We start from the raw sequence: 23,862 nt of genomic DNA, 5'->3' as shown, positions 1-23,862 counted from the left end.
CAGCAGGCGCTGCGAAGGGTCAGTCTTTTGTCCTGATCTCGGCAAGTCGTCGAGCGATCCTGCGACCCGCGGCTTCGAGCGAAAGATTCGCTTCGGCGCTGGCCTTGGCGCGTTCGCCGAGTGCTCGCGCCGCCTCCTGGTCGTCGAACACGCCTCGCATCAGCTCGGCGGCGTGCTCCGTCGACGGCTCGGCCCATTCGAGGTCGGCATGGTAGGGCGGGATGTCACGGCCCAGCTTCACGAGTTCATGGCGCACCAGCAGGCTGTTGCTCTCGTCCATGAAATCCACGTTGCCGGAGAAGCCGGTGGCAATCACCGGCTTGCCCATCAGCATGGCCTCCGCCATGGTCAGGCCAAGGCCCTCACTGCGATGCAGCGACACATAGGCATCGCAGGTCTCCATGAGCGAAAGCACTTCGTCTGGGCTGTAGACCGCGTTGATCACCTGGATGTTGGCGCCGGCGGCAGCGTCGTGCAATTCCTGGAGTTGCTGGGGATGCCGCTCGCCGAAGGAGGTCTTGAGCACCAGGCACACCGCGTCGTCGGGCCGGAAGGCGGCCTTGAACGCGCGAATCAGGCCCAACGGATTCTTGCGCTCCATCACGCTCATCATGTGGAAGGTGAAGAGGAAGGTGTAGGCCGCCGGGTCCAGGCCGAAGTGGGCGCGCTCGCGCCGCTCGAACGGTGCGAGCTTCACGCCGGGGAACAGCGTGCGCACGGGCAGTGAAAAGCGCTCGCGCAGCCCGTGGGCCACGAACTCCGTGGCGGCCCAGATCTCGTCGACTTGCCGCGCCTGTGCACGCCAGGATTCGGGCACCGAATCGAACTCCCAGTACCAGTAGGCAATGCGGTAGGTGCGGGGGGTGCGCTCGAACAGGTCGGCCCGTGCATAGGCGTCGTCGAAGAACGGGTCGGGCTGCGTGTGGATGATCGTGATGTCGTGCGACTCCATGCCGCGGAAGTCGACATGGTGGGGGTCGTCCTTCGCGTCCGCGCGCACGTCGCGCAGCGAGGTGGGGACACCGACCAGCGACATCGCCTGCACCATGGATTCCACGGAGACGCGCAGTCCGGACGGATAGCAGAAGTGGCCAAGGACGTTGACCCCCGGCTGCGCAAGTGCCGCCGCCACGGCCTGCGCATCGAGCGCCGAGCACCATTCGCACACATGCCCGCAGAGGCCCGCCTGCGGTGAAGCGAGCCAGGCCAGCAAGCGCTGCGCCGCCTGGACGTCGTCCAGGGCCCGGGGGTGGGCCGCGCGCCAGGAGGGGCGAACCTGCCAGCTGGTGCGGATCTGCTCCACAGGCGAGATGCCGGGCTCGGGCCATCGGCGCGCATCGAGCCAATCCCCGGTGGCGCCGTATTCCATCGCGAACCATGCGGCCAGATCGTCACGGCCGAACACGGTCGCGCCGTCGGGATGCCGGACTTGCCATGCCGGCGCGAAGGCGTGCGCCAGGTGCAGTTCGCGCGCGGGGTCCTGCGCAGCCTCCAGCAGGAGCCACCAGAGCTCTTCCAGTCGAAGCCCCGTCCCCCTCAGTTCAGTGCGCATGTACCAGCGGAACAATGCGGGCATCCCGACCGGCGTCAGCCCATGCGGCAGGACGGACCGAAGCGCCGCATTGCCCAGGAAGGCCTGCCGCGCCGACGCGGAAAAGTTGCCTGCCAGCACGCCTGCGAGATGCTCCAGCGCCGCTGTGCCGAGCCCCAGCTCGGCTGCGCCCGCATGCAGGACCCAATGGCCCCACGCACCCTTCGCACCGCCGGCAGGGCCATCGGGAAACCGCTGCCGGAGATCGGCGCGGCGACGCCAGAGCTGGATGCAGAAGCGCGCAGCGCTCCACGCGTCGGTGATGTCCTGCGGGGCGCACGGCGGGCAGGCGACGCGGTCGGCAGGCACGCCGGCCACTTCCGCCAAGGCGTTGTCGTCGAAGAGATCCAGCATCGGCGCTGCCGCGATCTCGACGCCGCGCTCGCGCCGTTCGGCGCGCAAGCGCTCCTGCTCCGCAAGCGCCGCCAGTTCGTCCGCTTGCGCCTGCATGGCCGCCCGGTCGCGCAGGAAAGCCAGGCGCTGCGGCATGCGCCAAGGTGTCGCGAGCCACCATGCACCCTTGGCAGCCCGTCGTGCATAGCGTGCGAATACGTTGTCAACCATGGCGCGCGACGAAATCCTCGTAGGCATGGCGCAGGCCCGCGTCGAGCGAGGTCTGCGCCTTCCATCCCATGGCGACGAGCCGGCTCACATCCAGCAGCTTGCGCGGCGTGCCGTCGGGCTTGCTGGCATCGAGCTTCAGCTCGCCCTGGTAGCCGACGGTGGCCTTGACCAACTCAGCGACCTCGCGGATCGTCACGTCGGTACCAACGCCGACATTGATGAGCGGTGTGATGTCGGGTCGCGTCAATTCGGCAAAGCGCTCGTCCGGCAGGTCCAGCAGAAACCGTACGGCATCGCCGAGATCCTGCGAGTACATGAACTCCCGCTTGGGCTTGCCCGAACCCCACACCACGACCGACGGATCCGAGTTGACCTTGGCCTCGTGAAAGCGGCGGATCAGCGCAGGCAGCACGTGCGAGTGCTCCGGGTGGTAGTTATCGCCAGGGCCATACATGTTGGTAGGCATGACCGCCAAGTACTGCGTTCCGTACTGACGGTTGAACGACCAGCATGATTCCACGCCGGAAATCTTGGCCAGCGCATAGGGCCGATTCGTGGCCTCCAGCGGCCCCGTCAAGAGATAGTCCTCCTTGATTGGCTGCGGGCAATCACGCGGATAGATGCATGAAGAGCCGAGGAAGATCATGCGGCGCACTCCGGCCTCATGAGCGGCGTCAAACACGCTGAGCTGGATCCGCAAATTCTGGTGCAGGAAATCCACCGGGAGGGTGTTGTTCGCCAGAATGCCGCCCACTTTGGCCGCACTCATCACCACCATGTCGGGGCGTTCATTCAGAAAGAATTGGCGGGTGGCCCGAAAGTCTTCAAGGTCCAGTTCGGCGTGACTGCGCGTCACGACGTCATAGCGCGCATCAGTTTTCAGGGCTCCCATGACGGCCGTGCCGACCAGGCCACGATGTCCTGCAACGAAAATCTTCTGAGTCATATTGAGTGCTTCTTAATGAGAGCGTTCGGCTCTCGATCGGCTGGGTATTGAGTTGCGAGATGGTGTTCCCACCAAGGCGAGAGGCAGCGCCCCGTCCGTCCAAGGCGCTGTTTGCCCAGCGGCGACAATAGTCTCGCTCACGCGGGCACGTCTGCATGAAGCGCCCGGCTTTGTCATCGACCTGCGAGTTGCATGGCGTGGTAGACGTGTGCTTGATGGCCCAGAACCCGGCCATGCGCCGCATGCGTTTGACACGCAATATGGGTTCTGGAATGTTGGTGTTCACGTGAACGTTCTCTCTGGTGACTGGTCACCCCAGTGTCCCAGACTCTTCAGGGTGAACAACGCGTTGGGCAGGTTCAAGTCAGCGACCGGCGCAACTGACGGGCCAGTTTCAGAAGCGGGTGCCATATCGGCCGGGTGACCTGAAAGATGGCATAGCGATGCGCCAATGCACGTAGCCGCCCTGTTGGTTGTTCTACGGTCGCATGCGACGATGCCTTGACCATCGCGATGTCCTTCTGGCCTTCCGAGGTTTCAGGAGCCAACGCAGGAAAAGTGTGCTGGTATTTGTTCACATAGAAGTTCTCGCTGGGCGTCAGGATGAAGTCCACGATGCCCTCTTCCGCAGCCAGCCATTGAGCGTGACCTGCAATCACGCTGGCGCGCGCCGCCCCACCCAGGCGCTCAACTTCGGAGAAGTCCAACGGACGGGGTGCGCGATGGTCGTAGAGCAGGCCGTTGAGGCCGGACAGGATGTACTCGTTCATCGTGCCCTGATTGGGAGCCACCACGCATTTGCCGCGTGCCATCGCTTCCAAGAAAGACTGGCCTATTCCCTCTTCCATCCGTGGCGCGAAATACACGTTGGCACGCTCTACCAGGGCCGTGAGTTGGTTGCGGTCTTCGAACCAGGTCGAAATGCTGATGTTGTACCGCGCCATGTCCGCGTCCGTCGGCATTTGGGGCTCCGGCGCACCGGGATCGCCTGCCAGATGTATGTGGAAGCTGTCGAAACGACTACCTTCGATCAATTGGCGTATCAGCGCCCAGCTGATCTGATCTTGCCGCCGCAGCCAAAAGAAGCCACGCAGTCCTTCCTGAGAAGGGATCGTCGCCGGCTCCGCGGATTGGTAGAAACGCGCCCAATGACTGGCAATCCCGAAGCCGGTAGTCAGGCAATGCACTGCACTTGAAAAGTTCAGCACCTTCGACCCCTGAAACGGCGCCCAGAAGTCAGATTGGTTCGACATGGGACCCTGCCAGATTCCGAACTGGTCCAGCATAGGGATGTAGACCACATTCGGGTGAACCTGCCGAAACGCTGCGCGGCCAGGCGGGCAATATGACTGGAACATGATGACTACGTCGTGATGCTGCACCTGCACCCAATTCACGGGCGGCCCTCCGGTCCAGGCCTCGTCCCAGAAATCCTGTACGTCATGCCCGCGCCGCCGCAGCATGTCCCTCAGAAAGTTGGTTGATCTCGTGGTGCGGTGGTAGGAGTGATCAACATAGGCAATTCGAGCCATGCCCCACTACCTCCGCAATCTTGCATAGCCACTCAGCGCAGCTCGGTACAGAAGCGGATAACGATGCAGCAGGCCCTTGACGAGATCTTTCGCAGAGCGAAGCACCGAAGGAATCGCTGTCGCACCATCCGCCGATGCGGTCGAAAGAGGCCGATCAGACGGATGTTCGAGCTTGGTCATCGCGGCCCAAGCCAGGGCCAATTGAAAATCAGTCTGCCGCGGGTGCTCGGCGAATAACCGACGCAACAACACAGTCAATGGTTCTTGCACTTGATCGCCCGGGTCGTGTGGTTGGTGTCCAAACAAGAAATAACTGTCATACAAACCATGTACATCGTGCTTGGAGAGGAAGGGAAAGCGCTCGGCCACGACACGTTGGCACTCGCGGCTGTGTCCACGGGCATCGCCTGAGGTACCGCCGAGCGAATAGTTGACGGTCACCTCCCGCGTGTAAACGAAATCGACGCCTGCGTCGACGCAGGCCATGACCCATTTGAAGTCTGCGGCAATGCGGTAGGTGGTGTCATAAAGCCCGGAGCACTCATAAGCGGCTCGCGTGGCATATACACCGTTGTGGCAGACGTTGGCGCAGGCGAAGTAGCTGCCGGGGTGGACGAACATGGGCGGCCATTCGGCCACGACCTCCTTCGCCAAGTTGTAAATCACCGCGCCGGTCGCCAGCAATGCAGCGCCCTGCATGTGGTTGCGCATGCGACGCACGGCTATCTCGGCCGCGTGAGGCTCCAGCCAATCGTCGGAATTGAGTATGCAGATCAACTGCCCGCGCGCCAACGGAGCCGCCTTGTTGATGGCGTCATAGAGACCCTGATCGGGTTCCGACACGAAGTAGTCCAGGCGGTCGGCGTGACGAGCGATCAGTTCGACCGTTCCGTCCGTCGAAGCGCCATCAAGCACGATGTGCTCCACATTCGCATAGGTCTGGCGCTGCACACTCTCGATTGCGCGCCCGAGCGTAGCAACGTTGTTGCGTACCACCGTGACATAGCTCACCAGTGGCATGTCCGAAGAACCACATTTGAGCAGTCCCCTGGTGCGCAGGCCGCCCTCCGGTCGGTTGGTCGCGCCTGACGAGGGCAAGGCGTCCGTCCACGATAGCTTGCGAGGCGCACGGCATTTCGGCGACCCGGCGAACGGCGGCCCTGCGGCACCATTGTGAAAGCCGAGAAAGCTCGCCGGGGCGTCGGGGTCCGCCGGTGCCTCGCTGGGACTCTGCCATAGCATCGACACTGGACAAGACCGGAAACGCTGAACCGCATCAAGCAATACATCAGCCACCAGGGACGCGTTCCGACTCGAGTCGCGATCTTGCGCTCCGGCCAGCGGAACTACCGAAATTTGCGCCGGGCTGAGGTCAGGTCGCAAATGCAGAAGATCGTCCTTGATCTGCTGCGCCACGACAATGATCACCGTCCTGACATCCAGGCTCGCCAACATGCGAGCGCACCTCGACTCAATCTCGCGTTGGCCAGTATTTCCGCTTGGCACAAATTCGAGGGGCTCGCAAATCATGCGAGCGCGGACCCCATGGGACTCGTTGCGCGACAGTTCAGGCTCGGCGCCTGCCAATTGCAGGACCACTACCGTCTGACTCCCTTGCTTGGCCTGAGGAGGCGTCGACCTCCCAGTGACTCCATGTTCACGCAAGTATTCATCTACGCGCTGCGCGCACCCGGGGCTGGCCTCGAACTTGACGTCGAAGTGAGTCAAGCGCGCGAGTTCGACACAGAGGGCGCCAAAAGCCTGGGGGGCGTCACCGTGCGCTGCGGACGCAAGCACATCCATGGCCAACACCAGTTGAGGCTTGAGTTCATTCATCCGTTCTCTCTCTCGGCAGATGTGGTGTCGAGACAAACCCGAATTCTACGTGAGCCACTTGGAAACAATTTTGATACAATTGACCAGTTCATCTGCTCAGGCTGCTCCCCAAGTGAGAGGGGATAACCCGCCCTTTGACATTCGTAGAATGCCAGAGACATTCACTATCGCCGAGATGCCCTCGCGCTCGATGCTCGATGAAAGTCCTGCTGTTAGCCACGTACTCCATTGTTGACCCTCGGCACGGCGGTCAACTCAGAACACGCCATATCTACGAGCTGTATCGGAAGGCCGGCATCGAGGTCGACTACGTAGGCATATTTCCCCATGGCGCGTATCCGCAGCACGCGTCCACCGACTTGCCGCTGTCCGGCGAACTCGGTGGACGCGTTCTGAGCGACTGCGAGCAGGTTCTGTACGACTACGTCTGGGGCATGCACATTGCCGACAGCGAGTTGGCCCGCAATGCGCTGCTGGAGCGCATTCGCGCAGGCAGATACGATTACATTCAGGTCGATCTGCTGTACGTCTGGCCGCTGGTTCGCCAGTGCATGGCACTGCTTGGCCCCGACGAGCCGCGGCCCCGCATCATCTACTCGTCCCAGAACATCGAGCATGAGATGAAGCGGCAGATCCTGGTAGAGCTGGGCGCGCCTGCAACAACCATCGAACAGTACCGCAACGAGGTGTTTGAACTGGAACGCGACATCGTCCGAAAGGCGAGTCACGTGTTTGCAGTGTCCGACTCCGATCGGGACTCGCTCAACGCCATGGGGGCTCGAAAGGATTGCATCCTCGCCCGCAACGGCACTGCCATTTCGACAGCGCCTGAGCTCGCTACCGAGGATTGGCGTCGCATGCTGCCCTCCGATCCTTTCGCGGTTTTCATCAGCAGTGGCCACCTACCAAACGTGGTGGGATTTTCTACCGTGCTGGGCAAGTCGATGGCATTCCTGCCTCCCGATCGAAGACTGGTCATTGCAGGCGGCGTGACGGAGGTTATCGAACGCACCAAGGCTTACAGGAGGTGGGCCGGCATCAACAATGCCAGAACATTGCGGCTTGGCATTGTGGACGACGTCGGTATCGCGGCGATGCGTCGCTTTGCGCACGTGTTCGTCCTACCGATCACTGCCGGCGGCGGCTCCAACATCAAGACGGCCGAGGCACTGCTGACGGGGGCTCACGTTCTGGGTACGCCCACCGCTTTTCGCGGCTACGAGGAATACCTCGACGAACCCAACGTGTACGTGGAGGCGGATCCCATCCGATTTCGGAAGCGACTGGTGGAGCTGCTCCACAGCGACCGCGCCCAATTGAGCGACGCCGACGTGGCCGTCCGCAAGTGCCTGCTTTGGGAGTCCACCCTCTCGGCCATGCCAGCCCAACTCTTTAAAGAATCGTCGCTTCATGCATAAGGAAAATCTGATCTGGATTGACCTCACCACTTCACTCTATTGGAAGCGACCGGCCGTAGGGATCGTCCGCGTCGAGCAGGAATGCTGCCGGTGGATTCTCACCAAGCTGAAGGATCGCGTTCGCATCTGCGCCTTTGACTCGTCTGAGGGCCAGTTCAAGGAGCTGGAGGCACAGGAAGCATGGGAAGTGTTGAGGCGAGACCGGAGCCCCCCCGAGTCGTTGATCAACCCAGCTGCGGCACCCACTTCCAGTCGGACTGCCGAGCCTGTCTCCTGCCCGGCGGCAGCGCCTGCGGCGCCGCTCGGCCTGGCAAGCCACATCAAGCAGGTTCTGCGCAAATTGGTCCTGGCGACCCTGAGCAGAATTCCTCTCTCATACCAACCAGCAGTTCGCAGCAAGCTGATCGCAATCCGCCGCACCTTGGCCGGCAGCTACAAAGATTTGAAGACAGCGTTGGTGGGCGACCCGACGACGCCTGTCAGTGAGCCTGCGTCCTTACAAGCCGAGCCATCTCGCTCGCCCATTCGCCCTCTGGCCCACTTCCAGCAAGGCGACACCTACCTGACCATGGGCTTGGACTGGGACCATGGCAACAAGCTGGACTTGCTATACCGCGCAAAGAAAAGAACCGGCCTGAGAGTCCTCAACTTCGCCTATGACATCATCCCGGTCAAGTTCCCTCATTACTACCCGAGCGGCAAGTTCGAACTGTTCTCGACTTACTTCGCCACGATGGGTTGGACAGCGGACAGGATCATCTGCATTTCAGAATGCACCGCACGCGATCTGGGCGGGTTCCTTGAGCAGGTAGGGGCTCCACGCCCGTCAATGTCCGTTGTGCGCCTGGGCGACACCCTGCCGGCCACCATGAACAGCGGCAAGCCCTCACCAAAGGTCGCGGAACTTCTGGGGGCACCCTTCCTGCTCGCCGTATCGACGATCGAGATCCGGAAGAATCATGAGTGCCTCTACAGGGCGTACATACGCCTCATCGAATCAGGCTTTGATGTGCCGAAACTGGTGTTGGTCGGCATGCTCGGCTGGCGGGTCGACGATTTCATCTATTCCCTCCGGAATGATCCGAGGGTCGAGGACAAGATCGTGATCCTGGATCAAGTGACCGACGCGGATCTGGTCACCCTCTACAGACACTGCCTGTTCACGCTTTATCCGTCACTCTATGAGGGGTGGGGCCTGCCCGTCGCCGAAAGCCTGGCCTACGGGAAGTTCTGTCTGGCCTCCAACGCCGCCTCCATCCCCGAGATCGCTGGGGACATCCTCGACTATGTGGACCCGTGGGACGTGCCGCAATGGACCGAGAAGATCCGCTTGTATTGCGCCGACCCGGCGGCGCTGCGCAGCAAGGAACAACTCATAGCCAATCATTACCGACTCTCGTCGTGGGAGAACACGGCCGATCAGGTGATCGCAGCGATTGACAACGTGCCACATGCATACCGCAGCGGCCTGATCAAGGCACACACCGCCCCCCGAGCGGCACTTGTCAGCTAGCGAAGTGTGCCGTCGTCGCGCGGGCCACCGCGGTGCAGGTCCAGGCAACGGCGGTGCAGTTGGTTGCGCTCGGCATACCAGCGCCAAGCAGGCCTGCCGAAGCGGCCGTGGCATCGGCACCGCCAGACGATGTCGCGGTGATCGAGGTCCAATTGCGCCGCGGCGCCAACCGCGTTACGGTGCGCTGCGCATGCAGCGCGTGGGCGAGGACGTTGGCGAGAAGATCGTTCCCCCACCAGGCTGAATCGCCGAATGCGCGCACACCCGAATCATGTCAGTCGACTACGGCCCACGCCGGCGTCGAGCCCTCGCTTCATTTGCCCAAGCGCGCGCCTGAGCATCACATCCTCAAGGTTTTGCGCCCCCGAGACAAAGGCCATGCATGATTGCGAACGAACAGAAATCCATCGCGAACGGGCCTCCTCCTGCGCGAAAGCAGGGATGCGATGAGCGCAAATCGCGTACTCCGGCAGCCGAGGCTGGCAAAATAGCGCCTCCACACGGAGGCTGAACCTTTTTCGGTCCTTCCCCCAACTAGACAACCCAGCAACACAACAGATGGCAAAAAGAGCGGTAGTTACAGGCATTTCCGGGCAGGATGGGGCTTACTTGGCAGAACTCCTCCTCGGCAAGGGATACGAAGTTTTTGGGACCTATCGTCGCACCAGTTCCGTCAATTTCTGGCGCATCGAGGAGTTGGGTATCCAGAACCACCCCAACTTGCATCTGGTGGAATACGACCTGACTGATCTCGGCAGCTCCCTGAATCTCATCAAGGGAGCGGCACCCGACGAGGTCTACAACCTCGCCGCCCAGAGTTTCGTCGGAGTGAGCTTCGACCAGCCCACGACCACTGCACAGATCACCGCGATCGGGGCCCTGCACCTTCTGGAAGCCATTCGCCTTGTCAACCCCAAGATCCGCTTTTACCAGGCCAGCACTTCGGAAATGTTCGGCAAGGTTCAGGCTATACCCCAGACTGAGGACACCCCTTTCTATCCTCGAAGCCCTTATGGCGTCGCCAAGCTCTACGCGCACTGGATGACGGTGAACTATCGTGAGAGCTACGGCATCTTCGGCAGCAGCGGCATCCTTTTCAATCACGAGAGCCCGCTCCGTGGGCGCGAGTTTGTTACCCGCAAGATCACCGACAGCGTGGCCAAGATCAAGCTGGGCAAGCTGGATGTGCTGGAACTCGGTAACCTGGATGCCAAGCGCGATTGGGGCTTTGCGAAGGAGTATGTGGAAGGGATGTGGCGCATGCTCCAAGCTGACGAGCCAGACACTTTCGTCCTGGCCACCAATCGCATGGAGACGGTACGCGACTTTGTGAAGATGGCCTTCAAGGGTGCGGACATAGATGTCGAATTCAACGGCAGCGGCGAATCCGAGACCGCAATCGACTTGGCATCGGGCAAGACCGTGATGCGCATCAACCCCAAGTTTTACCGCCCTGCAGAGGTCGACCTCCTGATCGGAAGCCCGGCCAAGGCGACAGCCAAGCTCGGCTGGAAACCGACGACGACACTGGAGCAACTCTGCCAGATGATGGTGGAGGCAGACCTGCGGCGCAACAAGCAAGGGTTTTCGTTTTGAAGCTTCTGCTGACAGGCGCTGACGGATTCACGGGCCGGTCTTTCCGCAAGCTGGCGGAGGCTGAGGGCTATCAAGTCGTCCCGCTGCGCGCCGACCTGCTCGACGTCGAGGCCTTGCACAAAGAGGTACAGGTCATTAAACCCGACTATGTCGTGCACCTGGCAGGCATCGCCTTCGTGGGGCACGCACACGAGGAGGCCTTCTACACCGTCAACGTGTTAGGCACGACCAATCTGCTCGACGCCCTGATTGGTCTGGAATCGCCGCCGGCCATGACATTGTTGGCCAGTAGCGCCAACGTGTACGGTAACTGTACGCAGTCGCCGATCTCGGAAAGTCAGCCGCTTGCGCCGGTCAATCACTACGCCATGAGCAAGTTGGCCATGGAGTACATGGCGCAAGCCTACATGGATCGCCTTCGGGTCGTGATCACCCGGCCATTCAACTACACGGGTCCGGGGCAGGACGATGCATTCGTAATTCCCAAGCTTGCCAAGCACTTTATTCAGCACCTTCCGTCGGTGGCGTTGGGCAACTTGCACGTGGAACGCGAATTCAACGACGTCCGAAGTGTGTGCGCCGCCTACCTGTTCCTGCTCAGGGAGGGCGTGGCTGGCGAGGTGTACAACGTTTGCTCTGGCCGGATGCATGACTTGCAGGAGGTCATCTCGACCTTCGAACGCATTGTTGGGCACAGCCTCGACGTCAGCGTCGATCCCCGGCTCGTCCGTCCGAACGAGGTCCACGAGCTATGCGGCGACCCGCGCAAGCTCAAAGACCTCATGACCAACGCCGGACGCTCCTGGAACTTGCCGACGCTGGAAGAAACACTGTCGACCGTTCTGGCTTCGATGGACCAGCCGATCCCTAGCGCCGCTCCTGGGCATTGCGGGGCCTGCGCGGGCTAAAAAAAGTGTGCGGCATGGCTTCCAAGCAGCTCAAAAGCAGGACGACAATTCGCACATAACGCCGGAGGGCACATGAATATCGCTAAGGATCCTATCCTCCGCGTTTGAATCTTGGATGCGGTTATGACGTCCGGCCCGGCTATCTCAACGTCGACCTGCATGAGCGTCACGGACCCGACTTGGTGGCGAATGTGCTTAGCTTGGGCATGCTCCCGAGCGGGAAATTCGCTGAGATTGTTGCGCAGGACGTCCTCGAGCACGTGGAGCGCCAGCAGGTCCATGTGGCCCTCACGGCATGGGCCAGACTGCTGGCCCCGGAAGGCGTTATTCAGGTTCGGGTCCCTAGTCTTGAACTGATGTTTCGAATGCTCGCGCAGCCGCAGAACCGACCCGCCGACGAAGCCGCCAAGGTCATTCATCTGATGTACGGCACCCAGGCCTATACAGGCGACTAGCACCTTGCAGTCTTCACCGCCCCCGTCCTTGAAAAGCATCTCAATGAGGTTGGCCTTCAGATCTGCCGAGCGGACATTGTCCATGGCTGGTGCTTTGACGTACTTGCGCGCAAAACCCAGACGCTGAAAGACGCCAGTGAGTGCGTATACAGTGCCTACTTCCGCGTGCTTGGAAGACCCGCTGACCCCGATGGTCTGAATCACTTCGTCCATGCAATGCGAGACGGAATGTCCCGCGAGGAAGTGATTCGTGAACTGGAAGCCAGCGAGGAAGCCCAAATCCTGCGCGAGATGCCTTCTTACCTTGTTGGTCACGTCTCGGCTGACAGGCGCCTTATCAACGACGGGCAGCGCCTTGCCCCCCGCACAAACTCGGCTGACCGTCCGGCAGGCCTTGAACCAGCTCAAGTCTGCATTGCTGGGGTAGCGCTGGTACGCTTCACGCAAGGACATCGGTTCGGCGGGAGCATTGCAGGAGCCTTTCTACCGACCGGGAGCGAGAGTTCATGTCAGTTCTTCACCAGACTACAGCGTGGCCCGCGATGCATCAAATCCAAACTTGATTCGCGCGCGGCGTCCGGCAAAGGTCGCTTTGTACTTTGCTGCCTCGCACGGCGTATCAGGTGAAACCGTGACCTCGCGAAGGACGCTGTACCCAATCCACCGAATTTGAGCCGTCCAGTTCCGATCACCCCACGGACTTCACCCGCACACGCCAGTTGCCGCTGCCCGCGCTGATCGCCGCCTTGCTGTCCATGTGCGCGGTCTCCCAGCAGTGCATGCTCGATTCGTTCTCCGCATCCTTGCCGGCCCAGTGCGGCTTGCTGCGCGGCGTCAGTGATCGCTCCTTCGCCAAGGCCCGCAGTCTCTTGTACATGCCACCGCTCAATGGGCTCAATGACACCCTGTTGGCTCGCGCCGAATTCGATCGCGGCCCGGCTCTTCGCTCGTCGAAGGTTGGAGAAGTCGGCTTCGAACCATGACATGGCTCCGCGCCGATTGGACGCGGAACTCCAAACGCGCATCGATAGACCCTCCGCGGCCGACCATTGGCGGCGATGCAGTCGCGCGTGACATCAAATCGCAGTAGCGTAGTGGTTGGTGGCGGGCACATTGAAAGGCCAGAGGAATTGGATTGGCACGCCGCTATTGCTGTGCTCTGGTTCGGTGAATTTGTCCCGCGCGGGAGGCCAAGGCGCTCAAGCCCAAGATCAACAGCGAGTGATGTCATGCCGCAATAGAATGGAATACGCTGAGGCAGATCGAGCAGATTCAAGCAACAACAAGGTTGGCCACGCTGTTCTACGAGGGGTCGATTCCATTCACCCGATCCGTTCATTCCTTCGCTTTGCCCCGTTCCTGACAAAACCAGCTCAGGCGGACCAGGAAGCGCGCACTTCGGCGGGCAAGCCACAGAAGGCGAACGGCAGCGTCTCCGCAATGAAGTACCGTCGGCTTGGCAGAACCGAACTCATGGTTTCCCAGGTCGGTTTCGGTACGTGCCAGTTGCGGATGACCTCGCACCAGCAGGCGCTGGATACGTTGCGCTGCGGCTTCGAACTCGGGGTCAACATTGTGCATACAGCCGCGGACTACGGCGGGGCCATCGAGACCGTCGCGGAGGCCATTCGAACGGCTCCCCAACCGGTCTACGTCTGTTCCAACGGTTGGGGGGCATTGAACAGCTTCGAGGCCCAGTTCGAGCAGAGCCTGGCGCTGTTTGGTCGCCGCGACGCGTCCGGAAAAATGCGACTGGACATGTTCGGCATTGCGAGCGTCGAGGACCGGCTCGTACTCGGCGACGATGTCTGGGGTGATCAAGGTCAAGTCCCTTTCCTGCAGCGCAAGAAGCGGCAAGGTGTTTTGCGGAACATCTTCTGTACCACCCATGGTTCTCCGTCATTCATCGCTGATTTGATCCGCGGCGGGGCCTTCGACGCGGTGATGTTTGCATACAACGCGCTGGGGCATCACGCGTTGTCGTACCGCACGCCTGCTGGCCGTGAGCACGAAGACCTCGCCGGCAACGGCAGCCTTTTCGAACTGGCTGCTGAACACGACGTCGGTGTGTTACTCATGGAAGTTCTCGGTGGTGGCCTGCTGTGCGAGAGCAAGGCCTTCGGCGATAGGGTGAGAGGCCTGGTCGAGGCCCCCGCGCCGGCCGCACCCAAGCCGTGCGCCTCGGAACTGCTCACCCATTTGTTGCGCACGCGCCCGCAGGCTGCGTCCCTGCTGCCGGGCACGGCAAGCGTCGCCGAGGCACAGGAAAACGCTCTCGCGGGCCACCAGCCCAACGAGAACACTGATCACGGCACGCCCCCGCATCTTCAAGTAGCGCTGGATGCCATGCGAAGCACGCTCTGTACTCGCTGTGGCGCATGCGAGCCACTGTGCAGCAAGCAATTGCCGGTTTCCTGGATGTTTCGCGCCTCCGACATAGAGCGGACCGGGGCCATGACGTTCGAGACTCCTCTGGGTCATCACTATTTCGACCTGCATCCGGAGTCAGAAGTCGCCATGTGCAGTACTTGCGATCAGCGAACGTGCCGTTGTCCCACGGACATTGACATTCCCGGTCAACTGACGAAACGTCATGCCGAGATGATGGCGCTCAGACGGCTTGGGCTGACACCCGGCGCCACGAGAAGCTTCAACCCTGCCGCGGCACCCCAGTGGGCTGTGCAACTGATGACACGCACAGTGGAAGGGGGCGTGCTGCGCATCGCCTTGCGCAACCTTGGCTGGCACGGCTGGCATCGCGACATGACCTACCCCCAGGTTCGAGTGCTCTGCCGCTACCGTTCTGGGACGGTCGCCACGCTGGAACTCGGAGACGACGTACCTGCCGGCTCGGTCATGCATTGCGGGGTCGCTCTGCCCGTGGATATTCCAGCCGATCAGGTCTCGCTGTTCCTGGACATCCGCAGCCGCGATGGCGGACGCGTCGAACTGGAAATTCATGAAGGAAGCGAATGAACCGGAATATCGTAGGCGCCCTGCCCGCGGAAGTCTGCTGGCGATCGCATTTCCTGGCCCCCACCAACCTTTCATCATTCGAGCCCGGCCAGCGCCATGAAGGTTCGCTGGTGGTGCGGAATACGGGCCTGGCCACTTGGGAGGCCAAGTGCTCCGCCGGCAATCCGGTGACGCTCCTGCTGCATGTTGCAGGCTCGCCCCACGACTTCCTGTTGCCGCACGACGTTGCGCCCGGCGAGGAGGTTCGCGTCCGCATCGCCTTTGTTTGGCCGGTCGGCGCGGCGTTGGTGCGCGTGCGCGCCGAAATGGTCAAACAGAATGTGGCCTTCTTCAGCGAGTTGGGGTCCGAGCCATTCGTGCTCGACGTCCGCGACGCTTCGCTTGAAGGGCCGGCAGCCATGCCTGGCGGTTATGCGGTTGAATACCAGGACTGCCAACTTCCGAAGCGGGTGCAGCCACGATCGAACTTCGGTGTCTGGCTGCGCGTGCGCAACACAGGCAGCACGTCGTGGCCTTGTGACGCCCCCCAGCCAGTGGTAGCCACGGTCCGCATCGAAGGCGATATCGTGGCTTCCGGCGAACTGCCTCACGCCGTTGCGCCGGGCGGCATCTGCGATCTCCATCTGGTGGTGACCGCACCCCCAAAGACCGGCCACTACAAGCTCCTCATCGGCTTCGTGCATCACTGCATCGCCCACTTCAGGGACTGCGGCGTCGACGACTTGGAATTGTGCGTGACCGTCCACGGTGAACCGGCGGCGGATGCCGACATGCATGCGTTGTCCGCGCGCTGCAACTGGTCGTTCTATCACCCGTCTTCAGGTGTCTCCGTGCTGGCCGACGGCACGTCGTTGCCCCGCTTCATCGAACAAGCGCGCGGGCCCCATGTCTGGGACACGAGCGGGCGGCGCTTCATCGACTACACGATCGGCTGGGGATGCGCACTGTTAGGCCATAGCAACGACATCGTCGAAAGCGCCGTGCGACGCAGCATGCGCAACGGCCCCACCCTGCCACTGCCGCACCGGGTGGAAATGGAACTCACGGCAGAGTTGTGTCGTCAAGATGAAATTCCGTGTGCAGAAGTCGTGGCGTTCGGCAAGAACGGATCGGACGTTTGCACGCTCGCGATCCGCCTGGCTCGAGTTTGTACGGGCCGCCAGACGGTGCTGATCCACGGATACCACGGCTGGCAGGACTGGTACGCCGAACCGCTGGGATTCGCCTCGACCGGCGTGCCCGAGCGCTCGCCGCCCCTGGTGATACGCGTGGAGAGCGGCAGCCTGGACGTCTTGCTGAGTCAGATCGAGACTCAGCGCGCGGACCTGGCGGCAGTCATGATGGAGCCATCAGGGGCTTCGGGAGGACCCCGCATGGTGGCCGAGGACATCGATCGCAATCAGCTGGCGAAAGTGGCGGACGCTACCCGCAAAGCCGGCGCGCTGCTGATCTTCGACGAAATCATTACCGGCTTTCGCTATCACCAGGGCAGCGTCCAGAAGGCCACAGGTGTGGTGCCCGACATGGCGTGCTTCGGCAAGGCATTGGCAAACGGCTTTCCGTTGTCGGCGTTGGTGGGCCGCACCGCTGTAATGCGTGAACTGTCCCGCACGTTCTACGGACCGACGTTCAAGGGCGAGGTCTACGCGCTCGCCGCCGCCCTGGCTGCCCTTCGCGTGCATCGCACCGAACCCGTCGCCAAGCACATCTGGCAATTCGGCCAGTTGCTCCAGCAGGGATTGCGCCATGCCTGCGCAGAAACGGGCGTGGCAGCCGTAGTGGCCGGTCCGCCGTTTCGGTGCGTGCTGCACTTCGAGGAGGCAGACCTCCAGAGGCGGCGTCTGCTGCGCACTCTTTACCTGCAGGAATTGCTGCGCGGCGGCGTGCTCACCTATTCGGGCGTCATGCTGCCCAGCTACGCGCACCGGGACGCCGAGTTGGAGAAGACCTTGTCTGTCGCCGCAGCGGCGCTGCAAACGGTCGCCCGCCACGCCCGAGAGGGCGACGAGAGTCTGCACCGGGCTATCGAGATGCCGCTGCTGGCGCTGCAAGCCTGACACGATGACAGCAAACGCCGTCACGGGGCCGTCCCATGATGTTCACTTCCGGGTGCTGATTGTTTTCCCCGGCTCCAAGACCTCGATGGCGAGCGCGAGCGGATTGGGCGGCGTGCTGATCCGCTCCCTCATGCAACTCTGCAGCGCAGCGCCCGCCGCGCAATCCAGGCCTCTTGACTGCGCGGTGGCCGGGTTCGACGCGGCCACCAACACCGTCCTGGAGCCCTCCGATGACTGGCATCGCGGCGACACCAGCCCTTGGGCGAGAAGCCGGCTTGAAGACCTTGTCCTCAGGCTTCGGCATGAGCGAGCGCCACGCGGGCGCGCGCAGGCGCAAGTGATCGTGTTCGCGTCCTCCACCTATATATTGCGCGGCCAACCCGGCCTTGACGACATGCTGCGAAGGTCGATGCAGCACGGCATGGCCGGCGTCGGAAACATCTCCGATGGCGTTCATGCATTCGCGATGGCCAAGGACAGACTGTGGCTGCAGCCATCGCTTGCCGCCCTGCTGCACGCACTCTGCATGCGCACGCCGAACGCGGGTAGTGCCGACCTTCCGGCGCTGCATGGCGAAGACAACTGCTGGCATCTGCCGCCCGCCTACGGGCCCGACGCCTCTCCGGCCTTGCGCGGCCGGTCTGCGCGGGCCGCATTTTCAACCGCCGACGCGCCCGCTTACCTCAACACGGCCATCGCCGAAGCAATGGAGAGTCCAATCCTGGACGAAAGCCTGCAGCGCGACGTCGGGCGCCTGCGCAATGCATTGATCGCGCAGCGCGATTCATCCGCGGTACGTTGGGTCTTCAACGAACTCCTGAATATCACGGAATTTCGCACCGGTCACACTCGTCCCGCCAGCGTTCCCCCCGAGGTCCACATCGCGGTCTCTGGGCGGTGCAACATCGAATGCAGGTTCTGCTCCTACAGCCACAAGGCTGCGGGCCGCGACTTTGTCACGTTGTCGAAGTTGATGAACTTCGAACTGTTGCGCGACATCCGTACCTTGCGCCTGCACAGCGGCAACGGCGAACCTACTGTCAATCCCGAACTTCCTGCGCTCATCGACTACGTGACACATGCGCATCCGCACGTGGGAATGAACTTCTTTACCAACGGCATCCTCTTGAACGATCAGCGCCTTGTTGATGTGCTGGTGCGCGGCCATGTGAACTGGATCAACGTGTCTCTCAATGCGGCCACGCGCGAAGAATGGAAGCGGCTGTGCGGCACCGATCAATTCGATCGAGTGTTGCGCGGAGTGGAGCGATTGCATGAGGCGAAGCTCGCGCATGGCGCAGTGACACCTGTCGTCTACGCCAGCATGGTGCTGACGAAGGAAAGTGTGTTCGAGTTGCCTCGGATGCCGGCGCTGTGTCGCCGCCTCGGCATGGACCGGCTCACGGCGATCCCGTTTTTCTCGCTCGGATATGAACGCGACGATCGCTTCGGGCCTGAAGACGCATATCACCATATCGGTGCCGCCTACGATGGGATTTACCGCGAAACCCTGGAAGAAGCGCAGCGTTGGGAAGTGTCTGTCGAGTTGCCCCCACCCCAGGACGACAAGAAGGCGGCATTCGGTACCGAGACCCGCACCTTCCGTGACTTCGCGCAAGTGGAGTGCAACGGAAACCCGCTCGAGATGCTGCTGTCTTCGTGGGCATGGGCCGAGCAAAGGCCCTGTCAATATCTGTGGAGACAGGCTGGCGTGGGCATCGCCGCAAAGGGTCAGTCGCCGCACCCGGGCGGCAATTTCCTCTATCCCTGCCTGGGCCCGCTGGCCACGGTCAACTTTGCACCGTACACCCCTGTGGTGTTCAGTGACAGGGAGAGCTTCATGAATGTGTGGCGCAACCCTGTCTTCACCCGATTGCGGGAAGGCCAGACGCAACTGGGCAAAGTACAGGTCTGTGATGCCTGCCGCGGCAACGACACCCGCGCGCCTTCGCAGATGATTCCCATGCAGTTGATGCTCTCCCGCTTTGTTCGTGAGCACGGGCTGCAATGAAGTGTCCGGGCCGATCGCCGGTGCTCGATCCCCGGCCGTGGCCGTACCGAGATCGGGCGCCTGTGGGTCTATGTGCGAGACGACCTGCCGGCCGGGAACACAAAACCGCCCGCGGCCTGGCATCGCTACTCGCCCAACCGCAGGGGTGAGCATCCCCAGGCACACCTTGCGAACTACAGCGGCCGATGCCTGTGGCGGTGATGTGGCGCTCGACGATGTGTGTTGGGGAGACCAGTCACCGTAGTCGTTGCGCGCCGACGACGCCTTCGCAGGTAGCGTCGGATTCCGCGCAGATCGCCCGGATTCGCTCCACCCGAACCGCGCCATCGATCGAATGCCTCGACAGCGCTCGACGAGCAGAGCGCAGTACCACTCGCAGAGAACTTGGGCACGCGGCACATTGCATGGACGGGAAGCGTGGCTTGGTTCGCACTCACAGTTCGTAGACCCGAAGAGTCTTCTCGCCCGTGGCGGCGAACCAGGCCGTAGCAGCGGCTTGAACCGCCCAAGTCCAGATGCTTTGGGCAGTGCAGCCAGTCTCACGCGCGCCCTTTGACATGCTGGGGCTGGGGCGGCCCGCGCCGCTGGGCGGTTAAGATTGTCAACTAAACGTAAACGACGGAAACCCAAGCCTGCCACCGTGTCAATTTTCAGCACCGATACGATTACCGTAAATTCGATTTCTCTACGGTGTGCGAGTCATGGGCGCAGACGCGCAAGACAAGCCTTCCGCCTATGAAGCGCTCGTCTGCCCTTGGCCCCGTTTACGGCCACCATAGCTACGACGCCATGGAATCTATTCCGCATTTTGGAAAGTATTCCGCAAAAGCTGCGCGTCCTGGTCCTTTTGGGCCCGTGGCTTCGCGTCGCCGGATAGCCTATGCTTTCAATTCACTTTCGACGCGTGGCAATCCATGAGCGCAATGGCGAACTGCGTCCGTGCGCGCAAAGCAACGAAGATTTCCGTGGTGACAGGCCGGTGCGAGAAGTGAGCATCCGCGCGGGTTTCGGCGGCTTCCGTATTCAAAGATCAGCTATTTTTTCTGTCATTTCCCCTGAGCGCTTGACGCTTTTTCCAAAAAAGATCAGCGCCTTGAAACTCTTCGAATCGCGCCCCTTTTTATCGTGAGCTCTTCAATGAATCGGTCCATACCTTCTGCGCTCTACGTCCTGCTCGGCTTCTGCCTGTTTCATATCGTCGGCGTCATGAGTTATGTGCTGCGCGTTGGGCGTTTGTCGAGTGTTCCGATCTACGACGATGTCTACTACCTGAACGATGGGCAGACGCGGCTGGAACTACTGGATCGCGTCGGCATCTTTCGCTGCCTCGCCGACTTTTTTATCTTCAATCCGCCGCACGCCCCATTCACAGCCCTGACCGGACTTTTCGGATTGATGCTCAGCGCCGGCGCCGATTGGGGCCCGTATGTTCTCAGCTCCGGGTGGCTGCTGTTCGTGGTGCTGCTGGGATGGCTGGCCCTGCGCGAATTGGAGCCGTGGAAGCGGTCTGGTGTTCTGGTAAGTCTGCTTGCGGTACCCTTGTTCGGTACCGTGCTGTCGGAGTTTCGACCTGACCCCGTCTGGGGCTTGATGGTGGGGTTTACCGCGTTACTGTTGGTGAGTGCCAACATCGTTCAGATGAAGGCTTCCCGCCTGTTCGCGCTGGGATTGCTGGTCGGCGCTTCGATCATCGCCAAGCCCACGGCGGCACCAGCTGCCGCACTGATGCTGGCAGCTGGTTTGGCGGTGAGTCTTTGCCTTAGGGTGTGGGTGCAGTCGCCACGGTCACCGCGCGCGGCGATGCGAGCAGTGGCTGTGCTGAGTCTGGGTGCGGCTTGCGTTCTCTTGCCCTACCTTCTCACGGGCGGGCCAGCCATCTTGGCCCAAATCCGCGACGTGATGGCGCCTGGAAGTGTGTGGCGCACGCAGACCTCTGCTTGGGGCCACATCAGCTATTACCTCAACAAGGGCGCCGGCACCCCTGTGTTGGGATGGGTCTGGTACGCCAGCGTGCCGCTGTTCGTCCTTAGCCTGACGTGGGCGGCCCTCACCAAGGATGCGAAAGCGTTGTGCACCATGGCCGGGCTGGCGGCCGCGACGCTGACTGCCTACCTGATCGTGACGCTGAGTCCAGTCAAGTCGCCCATGGTCGGCAGCTTTCTGTACGGCGCGATCATTGCCTCTTCAACTTGGTGCTTGGCCTTTATCGTGATGCGATCGCGCGTGCGCGGACGAATTGCATTGTTGATTGGCGCGCTGGTCTTCATCACATGCTGGGTGCCGCGCAGCGCAGTCAACCGCAATGATTCTTCGATCGCATCGATCAACGAGGCAACATATGCCGTCCTTCCGCAGGTGCTCGATGCCATGCGAGCCAAGCCGGGCGGGAGCGCCTTGGTCACGGCGCCAGGGCCAGTCTATTCCGGCACGGTCGAGTTCATGAGCCGTCGCCAGGGTATTGAATGGAAAATCATTGGAGCGCCTTGGGAAACGTGGGAACCATTCGAGCAAAGCATTTCGTCAATGGATCTGATCATATTGGCCGAGGCCGGCATGGTGGGCCAGTCATTGGGATACGACTTCCCCGGCGTGCGATTGCAAGGGCGGCTGCTGGACACGCTGCGCGCGCGAGCCGATTTCAAGGGACGGCCGCTGTATACCGACAAGAATCTTCGCTCGGTCTGGATGTTCGTGCGCAACGGCGCGCAGCAATAGAAATCATGCGAGCTCTGCCACAATCTGCGGCCATGAGAATAGTGAAGATCAATGCCGTAATGGCTGTGGCCGTGGCGCTCCTTGTATTTCCGGGGTACGTCGCCGCCAATCCATTGGCGCCTTGCGATCTCGGTCCTTGCGTGGTCAACGCGGCGTGACAGAGGCGCAGGCAGCACGCGCGAATTGGCTTTTGGCGAGCATGCTCGCCACCCTGTTCACCGCCTTTCAAATTCAATCATCGCTGCACAGCGGTTCATTGTCGCTTCCTGTCACCTACGACGACGTAGGCTACTTCAACGACGCCCTCGCGCGGTTGGATGTCCTGTATCGACATGGCGGCCGTGCGTTGCTCGCTGGCTTCTGGGTGAACCCGCCTCACGCACCGCTGCAGACGCTGCTTGCACTGATGGGCTTCGGCCTGTTGGGCCCCCACCCTTGGGCCGCAGATGCCATGAACGCGGTGCCCCTGACTCTCATCCTGCGCCTGTTCCTTGGCTTTGCAACGCGCTCGCTGAGCCTCGGCATTTCGACGCTGCTGGCGGCGGCGCTCCTTGGCTTCCCGCTCTTCGGCCTCTTGGTGTTGGAGTTTCGCCCCGACATGTTGTGTGCGCTCCTCACGACCGTAGGCGCGCTCACGATCGCCGCGGATCCGCGCTGGCGCGCGGGTGATCGCAAGATGTTGGCTGTCTCGTCGGCCCTGTTCGTCGGCGCCCTCCTGACGAAGCCAACGCTGGCCCCCATTACCGCGGTGGTGTTCGCAGCGGCAGCTGTTGCCGCCATGGCCTCGCAAAGGGAGCACGCCAAGGCCATAGCGCGGCTGGCTTTGATCTGCGGCGGCATCGGCGTACTGCTGGTTCTGCCCTACTACGCCGCAGTGTTGCCCAGCCTGTTCGCATACATCTGGTCAAACGCCTTCGGGTCTCAAGCCAGCATTTGGGCAAAGAACGCCGCGACGCCGAATCCAGCCTTGTACTACCTGACCGGCCCGGGCGGGAAGGTGGCCATCGGCACGCCGTGGCTCGCGCTTGGCACCAGTCTGTTGGTCGTGTCGCTGCCGATCTTGTTCAGGACTTGGCGCGCGGCGGTGGCTGTACTGGCGGTCGCCCTGGTCGCCTATCTCGGCGTGACGGTGCCCTCCATGAAAAGCCCGTTCATCGGTGTGGTGGTCCCCGCCTTCATGCTGGGCATCGTCGCGCTTGTGACGGTGGCCTTGGCTCAGCGGATGCCACGCCGCGTGGCGATCGCGGCCGCGGCCGGGCTGTTCGCGTTCTCGGTTGTTACCTGGCGACCTGTCGCACTGAGGCTCTTTGGCGCCCCGGTGCCGCCGATCCAAGCGCAGAACTTCACCAGAATCTACCTGCAGACGGCGGACGCTATCGCGGCAATTCCTGATCTCGGCCAGCACCGGCTCTATTTCCCGGTCATCGCCCAGTACCTGAATCTCGACAATCTGGCGTTCGAGCTACGTCGGCGCGGGATGCAGGCACCGGTGATGGAACAGCTCTACTTGAATGCCGACTTGGCAGACCACCGCGCCGCGATGGCGCGCGCTGACTTGGCGATCCTGTTCTCGGATGACAGCGAGCTGCCGCTGCCGTGGCCAGCCAGCACCGGCGTGCTCAAGGAGATTGGGGCTTCTGTTCGCGACTCTGGCGCTTTCGAGGTCGTGGCGACCATCGATAGCGGCTACTACCGCGGTCAGGTGCTGGTGCTCAAGCGGAAATAGCCTGCTTCGGCCAGCTCG

General features: G+C 61.8%; 17 protein-coding genes and 1 pseudogene. 13 read left to right on the top strand and 5 right to left on the bottom strand.

Going from position 1 to position 23,862, the window contains the following annotated elements:
• Positions 1-19: 19 nt before the first annotated feature.
• The 4 genes from WKW82_RS10575 to WKW82_RS10560 all read right to left on the bottom strand — a co-directional run bounded on the left by WKW82_RS10575 (position 20) and on the right by WKW82_RS10560 (position 6,469).
• Positions 20-2,155 carry a glycosyltransferase family 4 protein gene (locus WKW82_RS10575; RefSeq protein ID WP_340342243.1) on the bottom strand — a complete coding sequence of 712 codons (2,136 nt, stop codon included), beginning with the start codon at positions 2,153-2,155 and terminating at the stop codon, positions 20-22.
• Positions 2,148-3,101, bottom strand: a complete 954-nt coding sequence (locus WKW82_RS10570) for a GDP-L-fucose synthase family protein (RefSeq protein WP_340342242.1) — start codon at positions 3,099-3,101, stop codon at positions 2,148-2,150. The genes WKW82_RS10575 and WKW82_RS10570 overlap by 8 nt, the downstream gene beginning before the upstream one ends.
• Before the next feature lie 359 nt (positions 3,102-3,460).
• The gene (locus WKW82_RS10565) at positions 3,461-4,633 is read right to left on the bottom strand and encodes a glycosyltransferase (RefSeq protein WP_340342241.1); all 1,173 of its coding nucleotides are present in this window, start codon (positions 4,631-4,633) and stop codon (positions 3,461-3,463) included.
• A 6-nt stretch (positions 4,634-4,639) separates the two neighbouring features.
• Positions 4,640-6,469 carry a glycosyltransferase family 2 protein gene (locus WKW82_RS10560; protein WP_340342240.1) on the bottom strand — a complete coding sequence of 610 codons (1,830 nt, stop codon included), beginning with the start codon at positions 6,467-6,469 and terminating at the stop codon, positions 4,640-4,642.
• Positions 6,470-6,666: 197 nt separating this feature from the next.
• Here WKW82_RS10560 and WKW82_RS10555 point away from each other — a divergent pair, with 197 nt between their 5' ends.
• From WKW82_RS10555 to WKW82_RS40605, 6 genes are all read left to right on the top strand, one after another.
• Complete coding sequence (locus WKW82_RS10555; RefSeq protein WP_340342239.1) at positions 6,667-7,887, top strand: glycosyltransferase family protein; 1,221 nt, start codon at positions 6,667-6,669, stop codon at positions 7,885-7,887.
• Entirely contained in the window at positions 7,880-9,400 is a 1,521-nt protein-coding gene (locus tag WKW82_RS10550) for a glycosyltransferase family 4 protein (protein ID WP_340342238.1), read from the top strand. The genes WKW82_RS10555 and WKW82_RS10550 overlap by 8 nt, the downstream gene beginning before the upstream one ends.
• Positions 9,401-9,958: 558 nt before the next feature.
• Positions 9,959-10,996: a GDP-mannose 4,6-dehydratase gene (gene gmd, locus WKW82_RS10545; RefSeq protein WP_340342237.1), complete on the top strand. Its 1,038-nt coding sequence runs from the start codon at positions 9,959-9,961 to the stop codon at positions 10,994-10,996.
• Positions 10,993-11,904, top strand: coding sequence for a GDP-mannose 4,6-dehydratase (locus WKW82_RS10540; protein ID WP_340342236.1), 912 nt, complete (start codon positions 10,993-10,995; stop codon positions 11,902-11,904). Before gmd ends, WKW82_RS10540 begins: the two co-directional genes overlap by 4 nt.
• Before the next feature lie 104 nt (positions 11,905-12,008).
• Positions 12,009-12,359, top strand: coding sequence for a class I SAM-dependent methyltransferase (locus WKW82_RS40610; protein ID WP_422823455.1), 351 nt, complete (start codon positions 12,009-12,011; stop codon positions 12,357-12,359).
• A 165-nt stretch (positions 12,360-12,524) separates the two neighbouring features.
• Positions 12,525-12,986 (top strand): DUF4214 domain-containing protein, encoded by a 462-nt coding sequence (locus WKW82_RS40605; RefSeq protein WP_422823454.1) that lies wholly within the window; start codon positions 12,525-12,527, stop codon positions 12,984-12,986.
• A gap of 61 nt (positions 12,987-13,047) precedes the next feature.
• Here WKW82_RS40605 and WKW82_RS10530 read toward each other — a convergent pair whose 3' ends face one another.
• Positions 13,048-13,236: a hypothetical protein gene (locus tag WKW82_RS10530; protein WP_340342234.1), complete on the bottom strand. Its 189-nt coding sequence runs from the start codon at positions 13,234-13,236 to the stop codon at positions 13,048-13,050.
• A gap of 365 nt (positions 13,237-13,601) precedes the next feature.
• Here WKW82_RS10530 and WKW82_RS10525 point away from each other — a divergent pair, with 365 nt between their 5' ends.
• The 7 genes and pseudogenes from WKW82_RS10525 (at position 13,602) to WKW82_RS10495 (ending at position 23,844) form a co-directional block, all read left to right on the top strand.
• Positions 13,602-15,335 carry an aldo/keto reductase gene (locus tag WKW82_RS10525; protein WP_340342233.1) on the top strand — a complete coding sequence of 578 codons (1,734 nt, stop codon included), beginning with the start codon at positions 13,602-13,604 and terminating at the stop codon, positions 15,333-15,335.
• Complete coding sequence (locus WKW82_RS10520; protein ID WP_340342232.1) at positions 15,332-17,392, top strand: aminotransferase class III-fold pyridoxal phosphate-dependent enzyme; 2,061 nt, start codon at positions 15,332-15,334, stop codon at positions 17,390-17,392. Before WKW82_RS10525 ends, WKW82_RS10520 begins: the two co-directional genes overlap by 4 nt.
• Before the next feature lie 4 nt (positions 17,393-17,396).
• Positions 17,397-19,403 (top strand): radical SAM protein, encoded by a 2,007-nt coding sequence (locus WKW82_RS10515; RefSeq protein ID WP_340342231.1) that lies wholly within the window; start codon positions 17,397-17,399, stop codon positions 19,401-19,403.
• Between the two features lie 30 nt (positions 19,404-19,433).
• Positions 19,434-19,586: pseudogene (locus WKW82_RS10510) on the top strand (IS66 family transposase); the annotation flags it as partial.
• Positions 19,587-20,283: 697 nt separating this feature from the next.
• Entirely contained in the window at positions 20,284-20,532 is a 249-nt protein-coding gene (locus tag WKW82_RS10505; RefSeq protein WP_340342230.1) for a hypothetical protein, read from the top strand.
• Between the two features lie 8 nt (positions 20,533-20,540).
• Positions 20,541-22,118, top strand: a complete 1,578-nt coding sequence (locus WKW82_RS10500) for a hypothetical protein (protein ID WP_340342229.1) — start codon at positions 20,541-20,543, stop codon at positions 22,116-22,118.
• A 199-nt stretch (positions 22,119-22,317) separates the two neighbouring features.
• Positions 22,318-23,844 carry a hypothetical protein gene (locus WKW82_RS10495; RefSeq protein ID WP_340342228.1) on the top strand — a complete coding sequence of 509 codons (1,527 nt, stop codon included), beginning with the start codon at positions 22,318-22,320 and terminating at the stop codon, positions 23,842-23,844.
• Positions 23,845-23,862 lie beyond the last annotated feature (18 nt).

Origin of the sequence: Variovorax rhizosphaerae, from assembly GCF_037889975.1 — a bacterium.
GTDB classification, from domain to species: Bacteria; Pseudomonadota; Gammaproteobacteria; order Burkholderiales; family Burkholderiaceae_C; genus Variovorax; species Variovorax rhizosphaerae.
The sequence above is the reverse complement of the archived record's forward strand: the minus strand, read 5'-3'. Positions and strand labels throughout refer to the sequence as shown.

What these genes read in the sequence shown, in the direction of transcription:
- WKW82_RS10575 (WP_340342243.1), bottom strand. Translation starts at nt 2,155, where the DNA reads ATGGTTGACAACGTATTCGCACGCTATGCACGACGGGCTGCCAAGGGT.
- WKW82_RS10570 (WP_340342242.1), bottom strand. Translation starts at nt 3,101, where the DNA reads ATGACTCAGAAGATTTTCGTTGCAGGACATCGTGGCCTGGTCGGCACG.
- WKW82_RS10565 (WP_340342241.1), bottom strand. Translation starts at nt 4,633, where the DNA reads ATGGCTCGAATTGCCTATGTTGATCACTCCTACCACCGCACCACGAGA.
- WKW82_RS10560 (WP_340342240.1), bottom strand. Translation starts at nt 6,469, where the DNA reads ATGAATGAACTCAAGCCTCAACTGGTGTTGGCCATGGATGTGCTTGCG.
- WKW82_RS10555 (WP_340342239.1), top strand. Translation starts at nt 6,667, where the DNA reads ATGAAAGTCCTGCTGTTAGCCACGTACTCCATTGTTGACCCTCGGCAC.
- WKW82_RS10550 (WP_340342238.1), top strand. Translation starts at nt 7,880, where the DNA reads ATGCATAAGGAAAATCTGATCTGGATTGACCTCACCACTTCACTCTAT.
- gmd (WP_340342237.1), top strand. Translation starts at nt 9,959, where the DNA reads ATGGCAAAAAGAGCGGTAGTTACAGGCATTTCCGGGCAGGATGGGGCT.
- WKW82_RS10530 (WP_340342234.1), bottom strand. Translation starts at nt 13,236, where the DNA reads ATGTACAAGAGACTGCGGGCCTTGGCGAAGGAGCGATCACTGACGCCG.
- WKW82_RS10525 (WP_340342233.1), top strand. Translation starts at nt 13,602, where the DNA reads ATGGAATACGCTGAGGCAGATCGAGCAGATTCAAGCAACAACAAGGTT.
- WKW82_RS10520 (WP_340342232.1), top strand. Translation starts at nt 15,332, where the DNA reads ATGAACCGGAATATCGTAGGCGCCCTGCCCGCGGAAGTCTGCTGGCGA.
- WKW82_RS10515 (WP_340342231.1), top strand. Translation starts at nt 17,397, where the DNA reads ATGACAGCAAACGCCGTCACGGGGCCGTCCCATGATGTTCACTTCCGG.
- WKW82_RS10505 (WP_340342230.1), top strand. Translation starts at nt 20,284, where the DNA reads ATGCTTTCAATTCACTTTCGACGCGTGGCAATCCATGAGCGCAATGGC.
- WKW82_RS10500 (WP_340342229.1), top strand. Translation starts at nt 20,541, where the DNA reads ATGAATCGGTCCATACCTTCTGCGCTCTACGTCCTGCTCGGCTTCTGC.
- WKW82_RS10495 (WP_340342228.1), top strand. Translation starts at nt 22,318, where the DNA reads ATGCTCGCCACCCTGTTCACCGCCTTTCAAATTCAATCATCGCTGCAC.